This window comes from Amycolatopsis rhizosphaerae, from assembly GCF_007713715.1.
GTDB classification, from domain to species: domain Bacteria; phylum Actinomycetota; class Actinomycetes; order Mycobacteriales; family Pseudonocardiaceae; genus Amycolatopsis_E; species Amycolatopsis_E rhizosphaerae.
The window spans coordinates 1-4,926 of sequence record NZ_VJWX01000523.1; the positions used below are offsets into that span (position 1 = coordinate 1).

A 4,926-nucleotide genomic window follows, 5' to 3' on the forward strand; every position below is an offset into this window, starting at 1 on the left:
AAGCACATCGACAGGTAACCGCGAACGGTCGCGCCCGCCTCCCGCGCCCCGGCGGCCACCGGTTCGAACATCGCGAACTGGTCCTCGACGGTGGAGTTCAGGTTGCGCTGGGCGAAGGTCTCGGTGGCGCTGCCGAAGATCGCGAGGTCACGGCAGCCCGCGTCCAGGGCACGCTTGAGCCCCCGCTCGTTGGGCACCAGTACCGGATACCGCACACCCGGACGCCGGTTCAGCCCGTCGAGCAACTGCTCGGCGTCGGCCAGTTGCGGCACCCACTTCGGGGACACGAAGCTCGTGGCCTCCAGCACGGAGAGCCCGGCCTCGCCCAGCCGGTCGAGGAATTCGAGCTTGACCTCCACCGGCACGATGGTCTTCTCGTTCTGCAGGCCGTCGCGGGGACCGACCTCCCAGATCGTCACCCGCGCGGGCAGTCCTCCGGCGGAAACCCGCTGCGGCAGTCCCAGTTCCCGAGCACCCATTGATCAGCGCCTGCCTCGTGTCCGCGGACGGCCGTCCTCGGCCGATCCGAAATCGTCGTACGGATTGTCGTTCACCTCACGGTAGATGACCGTGTGGACCCGTTCGACGTGCGGAATGTCATCGAACCGCAGCGGTTCGTCGGAGGCCGATTCGATGACCAGGGTGCCGCAGCCGAAGATGCGGTCGACGAGGCCGTGCTCGAACTGGACGCTGTTGATCCGGGTCATCGGGATGTCGATCCCGGTCCGCTTCACCACGCCCTCGCGGGCGATGAGGCGGTCGGTGGTGACGATGAAGTGCGTGGTCCGCCACCGGATCAGCGGGGCGAGGAACAGCCAGCAGACGAGGATGAGCGCGACCACCCCGACGGCGATGAGGCTCACGTCGTGCCAGGGCGCGGCAAGCCCACCGGTCAGCGTGGCCAGCCAGCCCCCCGCCGCGAGCGTCACGATCAGCCAGAACACCGGCCAGATCAGCATCTTGAAATGCGGATGGCTGTGCACAATGACCTGCTCGTTGTCGCTGAGCAGCTCCTCGGGGTAGGCCACTTGAAACACGCTCCGATCGTCGGTCTGCCGTGCGCTCAAGGTACCGCCCGCAAGTGCACCACGTCCCCGGCGAGCACCGAGTGTTCACGGCCGTCCTCGGTGACCACCACCAGCCCGCCACCGGGTTCGATGTCCCGCGCGGTGCCCACGAGAGTGGTGTCGCCGGGCAGCAGGACGCGCACCTTCCTGCCCAGCGTTTCGCAGTGCTCGCGGTAGTCCTCGAGCTGGCCCGCCCGCTCCAGGTGACCGCCCGCGGCACGCCAGCGCCGCTCCCGCTCGGAGAACGCGGAGAGCAGCATCTTCGTGATCAGGGTGCGGTCGGTGGTGCTCGCGCCCTCCTCTTCCAGCGAGGTCGGCCGCAGCCCGCCCGCCGCGGGCGGCACGTCCTCGCCGAGCGGGCGCACGTTCACCCCGATGCCCAGCACCACGGCGAGTTCCTCGCTCGCCACCGACTCGGCCAGTATTCCCGCGCATTTCCCCCGGTCGGGACCGGCCAGCACGTCGTTGGGCCATTTCAGGACCGCGTCCACGCCCAGTTCCCTGGTCAGGTCCAGCATCGCCAGACCCGCCACCATGGCCAGCGAGCCCACGTGCGAGAAAGCGACTTCAGTGGGTCGCAGCAGGATGCTCAGGTAGACGCCGGATCCCTTCGGCGAGACCCAGTGCCGGTAGCGCCTGCCCACCCCGGCGGTCTGCTCCTCGGCCACCAGGACGGTGCGGTCCGGCGCACCCCGTACGGCCGCCTCGCGCAGGTCCGCGTTGGTCGAGCCGGTGCTCTCCACCACGTCCACCGTCGCGTACGGCCCGGTCAGTTCCGCGCGCAACCGCGCGACATCGATCTCAGCCATAACCGGAGCCTAAAGGCCCTCTCCCGCCCCGGCTGGCTCGCCGGGGCGGCGGGAACCCGATAACTTCCGCCTGCGCAGTTCGTTGGGTAGTGCGTGGAACGACGGCGGCTTTCTCCTACTGTTGGGCGGGTGATCATCCGTTTCCCCCACTGGGGGCGTGCCGCCGCGGGTCGCGCGATGATCGCGGTGATCATGGTCGCCGCGCTGGTGACCTGTGGCTGGCTGCTCGTGGAGCCGAAGCGCCCGGTCGCCACCGGGACCGTCGCCCCCTTGGGGGAAACCCAGCAGCCCGGCGGCAACGCGGCGGGCGCGGCGGGGCCGTCGGTGCTCGAAGCGAGCGCCCCCGTGCAGGCACAGGCGCCGCAGCAGCAGGGCAAGAGCGACCTGGAACGCTGGGCCGCGGGGCTGAGCGGCCCACTGGACATCCCCGAACGCGCGCTCGTCGGATACGCCCTGGGCGAGCTGACGCTGCGCAAGGAACAGCCGAACTGCCACCTTTCGTGGGTCACGCTGGCGGGTATCGGAAAGGCGAGCTCCGACCACGGCCGTTTCGGCGGCGACGGCCTCACCATGGCGGGCACACTGACCAGGCCGCTCGGACCGGTCCCCCTGCAGGGCGCCGCCGGGGAGGCGGCCAGCGACCAGCGCAGCGGGCCGTTGCAGCTGACCCAGCAGGAATGGGCCCGTGGCCGCGGCGCGGGCGACGTCCAGGACATCGACGACGCGGCCGTGGCGGCGGGACGCGTGCTGTGCGCGGGGGGCACCGACCTGCAGGCCGGGCAGAGCTGGTGGAAGGCGATCGACAACTACCGTCGCTCGGACCTGTTCCGCCAGCAGGTGCTCGGCAACGCCCAGCTGTACGCCGCGCTCTCGGTGGCGCCGGGCACCGCGTCGGCCCCGTCGACCCGCGCCGTCCGGTTCGCCCTCGACCAGTTGGGCCTGCCCTACGTGTGGGGCGGCAACGGCCCCGAAGCGGGCGCCGCGGGCTTCGACTGCTCGGGTCTGACCAAGGCCGCCTACGACAGCGCCGGCGTCGCACTGCCCCGCACGGCGGACTCGCAGTTCCGTTCACAGCCCGCGGTCCCAGCGGCGGAGGCGCCGAAGCTGGGCGACCTGGTGTTCTACGGCAATCCCGCCGGTTTCATCCACCACGTCGGCCTGTACCTCGGCAACGGGATGATGATCAACGCGCCGACCGAGGGCATGGCGATCCAGATCGCGACCTACCACGTCCGGGGCGACGACTACGCGGGCGCGGCCCGCCCGGCCATTTAGGATTCGTGACATCTGATCCGACATGGCGTGTAGTTGACGTGGGCCTACCGGTGTGGATGCAACGATGTCCGTCGGCGGCGCATGACAGACTCGTGCCCCGTGATCGACGACTTCGCGAAAGAGTACCTGCACAGCGATCTGCGAGAGATCCGCGAGACGATGCTCTGGAAGCTCGACGGGCTCGGCGAATACGACATCCGCCGACCCCTGACCTCGACGGGAACCAACCTTCTCGGCCTGGTCAAGCACCTGTCGGTGTCGGAGTCCAGGTACTTCGGCGAGGTCTTCGACCGGCCCTTCCCCGAACCCCTACCCCGATGGGACGACGCGGGGAAACGCGGCACCGACATGTGGGCGACCGAGCACGAGACGCGCGAGGAGATCGTCGACCGTTACCGACGCGTCTGGGAGCACTCCGACACGACGATCACCACCCTCGATATCGACGCTCCGGGCCACGTGCCATGGTGGCCACGCCCCAACGTCATGCTGTTCAACGTGCTGGTTCACATGCTCACCGAAACCAGTCGGCACGCCGGACACGCCGACATCCTGCGTGAACAGCTCGACGGCGCGACAGGGACGGCAGCCGGATACACGAACCCACGGCGCGACGCGGCCTTTTGGGAAACCCGGACCGCGGAGATCGAGCGGGCCGCGAAAGCAGCCATCGAACGACGGTGAATACCGCATGGTTCGAATATCGTCACTCCACCAGTTCGCTGGACACGGCTCATGGGCGGTGGCGTCCTGGCCCGACGCGGCGTGGGTGGCCATGTCAGGCCACACGCTGACAGTGGCCGCATGACGGAGAACAGCACTTCCTCGATCAACTCGACGTGGACCGGCATGGTGCAGGTCGAGGACACGGCACTGGCCGTCACCGACACCGGAGGCCCCGGGGTTGGGGTCGGGTTGGCGGCACCTCACCTACGACGAGCGGGCGCGTGGCAAATCGAAGCGTTCGGCGGACTATTCCTTCGAGGTCGCCGCCCTCGGTCGCGCGGCTCGCTGAAGGCCGGGCGGTGGCGTTCGATCTCACGGCGCGACGGCTTCCCCCGGACGCGCCGAGCGATCATGATGACCGGATGGAAGTCAGTTTCGGCGAAGACCGCATCCTCTTCCTCCGCTACGACTTCCCGGGCGCCACTGTCCACCCCACCGGGACCCTCACGGCCGGACAGATCCGCGACGCCGATTGGGAACTCTGGCGGCCCGAAATCCGGACCACACTCGGCGAAACCCTGTTCGTACCGCACGAGCAACAGGCCGAACTCAAGCAGTTCTGCCTGCGGAACGACATCGCCGGAAAACAGCGGCTCGACATCTGGTCGGACCTGCTCGAACCGTTCCTCGACACCGAATTCAGTCCTGAACACGTACAGGCCACCGACAACCGGCTGCGCCAAGCCGGGCTGTCCTGCGAGGAAGCCGCCGGCATCCGCCGTCGGCTCACCCCGCTCATGCATGCCTACAACTTCGACAGCATGCTCTGGGAATGGGTCGACCTGAACCTGTACGACCTCCTCAGTGCCGCCACCGGCCCCCTCGTCGCCCCCGGCATCCAAGCCGCGCTCGGCGACCTGGCGGAGTTCTACGGCTGGGCCATGGAGATCGCCGATCGCCGTCGTTGAGCACTGGCGATCTTCGGCTGCCCCGGGACCCAGACCGCCGCCGTACCCGTGCAGCACAACGTCATTTGTGGTCGCGGAGGAACGCGGGGATGTCGGCGGGGGTCGGGTAGTTCGGCAGGGGCGCCCGCTCGTTCCGCAGGA

General features: G+C 69.0%; 6 protein-coding genes. 3 read left to right on the top strand and 3 right to left on the bottom strand.

What is annotated here, in order from left to right; genetic code table 11:
- The 3 genes from FNH05_RS32160 to FNH05_RS32170 form a co-directional block, all read right to left on the bottom strand.
- Positions 1-479 (bottom strand): beta/alpha barrel domain-containing protein (locus FNH05_RS32160; protein ID WP_483964239.1); only part of this gene is annotated, 479 nt, incomplete at its 3' end.
- A gap of 3 nt (positions 480-482) precedes the next feature.
- The gene (locus tag FNH05_RS32165; protein WP_144592615.1) at positions 483-1,028 is read right to left on the bottom strand and encodes a PH domain-containing protein; all 546 of its coding nucleotides are present in this window, start codon (positions 1,026-1,028) and stop codon (positions 483-485) included.
- A 35-nt stretch (positions 1,029-1,063) separates the two neighbouring features.
- On the bottom strand, positions 1,064-1,876 hold the full coding sequence (locus FNH05_RS32170) for a biotin--[acetyl-CoA-carboxylase] ligase (RefSeq protein WP_144592612.1): 813 nt from the start codon (positions 1,874-1,876) through the stop codon (positions 1,064-1,066).
- Positions 1,877-2,011: 135 nt separating this feature from the next.
- Between FNH05_RS32170 and FNH05_RS32175 the strand changes: the two genes are divergently transcribed.
- The 3 genes from FNH05_RS32175 to FNH05_RS32190 all read left to right on the top strand — a co-directional run bounded on the left by FNH05_RS32175 (position 2,012) and on the right by FNH05_RS32190 (position 4,785).
- Positions 2,012-3,151 (top strand): C40 family peptidase, encoded by a 1,140-nt coding sequence (locus tag FNH05_RS32175; RefSeq protein WP_425458507.1) that lies wholly within the window; start codon positions 2,012-2,014, stop codon positions 3,149-3,151.
- Between the two features lie 99 nt (positions 3,152-3,250).
- Positions 3,251-3,835 carry a DinB family protein gene (locus tag FNH05_RS32180; protein WP_144592613.1) on the top strand — a complete coding sequence of 195 codons (585 nt, stop codon included), beginning with the start codon at positions 3,251-3,253 and terminating at the stop codon, positions 3,833-3,835.
- A gap of 404 nt (positions 3,836-4,239) precedes the next feature.
- Positions 4,240-4,785, top strand: a complete 546-nt coding sequence (locus FNH05_RS32190) for a hypothetical protein (protein WP_144592614.1) — start codon at positions 4,240-4,242, stop codon at positions 4,783-4,785.
- The last annotated feature ends 141 nt before the right edge of the window (positions 4,786-4,926 follow it).

Bases quoted from the DNA above. Each gene is read 5' to 3' on its own strand.
- FNH05_RS32170 (WP_144592612.1), bottom strand. From the start codon at position 1,876: ATGGCTGAGATCGATGTCGCGCGGTTGCGCGCGGAACTGACCGGGCCG.
- FNH05_RS32190 (WP_144592614.1), top strand. From the start codon at position 4,240: ATGGAAGTCAGTTTCGGCGAAGACCGCATCCTCTTCCTCCGCTACGAC.